We start from the raw sequence: 535 nt of genomic DNA, 5'->3' as shown, positions 1-535 counted from the left end.
CGATGGTGGATCAGCTGAACTCCTTCGCCTCCGAGGTGACGCGCGTCGCCCGCGAGGTCGGCTCGGAGGGCAAGCTCGGCGGGCAAGCGCAGGTGCGCGGCGTCGCCGGCACCTGGGCCGACCTGACCGACAACGTCAACCTGATGGCGGCCAACCTGACGGGTCAGGTGCGCAACATCGCCGACGTGACCACCGCGGTGGCCAACGGCGACCTGTCGAAAAAAATCACCGTCGACGTGAAGGGCGAGATCCTGGAGCTCAAGAACACCATCAACACGATGGTGGACCAGCTGAACTCCTTCGCCTCCGAGGTGACCCGCGTCGCCCGCGAGGTCGGCTCGGAGGGCAAGCTCGGCGGACAGGCACGCGTCGAAGGTGTGGCGGGCACCTGGGCCGACCTGACCGACAACGTCAACCTGATGGCGGCCAACCTGACCGGTCAGGTCCGCAACATTGCCGACGTGACCACCGCGGTGGCCAACGGCGACCTGTCCAAGAAGATCACCGTCGACGTGAAGGGCGAGATCCTGGAGCT

At 66.5% G+C, this 535-nt stretch carries 1 protein-coding gene; it reads left to right on the top strand.

From position 1 onward, the window contains the following. Positions 1 to 535 (top strand): HAMP domain-containing protein (locus tag ACTJK8_RS32365; RefSeq protein WP_440763212.1); only part of this gene is annotated, 535 nt, incomplete at both ends.

The organism is Methylobacterium sp. 22177 (assembly GCF_052045615.1).
Lineage (GTDB): Bacteria > Pseudomonadota > Alphaproteobacteria > Rhizobiales > Beijerinckiaceae > Methylobacterium > Methylobacterium radiotolerans.
This window is presented reverse-complemented; position numbering and strand designations above follow the sequence as displayed.